Genomic DNA, 542 nt, shown 5'->3' with positions numbered 1-542 from the left:
AGTACTATTGCTCCTTTCCAATAGACCATACCCAATTATTTCGTCCTGTATATTCGAAAGTGCTGTTGTTGAGCAACCTACTTTCTCAGTAAGATCTCCCATCCGATACCATCTTGTTGGGAGACTGTCTGCTTGTTGGATAGTGAAGTCAGTAACCCCATAGTACGCCTTTCCCTTGAACAGCGTAACAATCGGATATTCTTCATGTGATTTTGGTTTTGGATCCCTCGTGTATTCTTCATTTGAACTTTTGTTTGGTGTTTCTCTATGTCCAATCATACGTTCCAATCCTCTTTGAATCAGATCAGAAATACTATCAACAGCATTCTCCTCGATAGCCTGATCAATCATGTCTTTACAAACCCTTGGAGTAGTGGTGCCTATCGACTTAGCGTCCCTATCCACCCACTCTATCCCAGGTTTCCCATATGAAACCAGATCTCTTTTATCGTAATTTTGTTCAGATATCCATCCTGGCGGTGGAATCGTATATCTTATGTCATATTTCACCCGTGAAAATGTAACCTCATTTGAATCTATTA

Annotated in this window: 1 protein-coding gene; it reads right to left on the bottom strand. The window is 40.4% G+C overall.

What is annotated here, in order from left to right; translation table 11 throughout:
• Positions 1-542 (bottom strand): hypothetical protein (locus tag DVK05_RS17160; RefSeq protein ID WP_158598870.1); only part of this gene is annotated, 542 nt, incomplete at both ends.

Source organism: Halorubrum sp. Atlit-8R (assembly GCF_003666025.1).
GTDB lineage: Archaea > Halobacteriota > Halobacteria > Halobacteriales > Haloferacaceae > Halorubrum > Halorubrum salinarum.
This window is presented reverse-complemented; position numbering and strand designations above follow the sequence as displayed.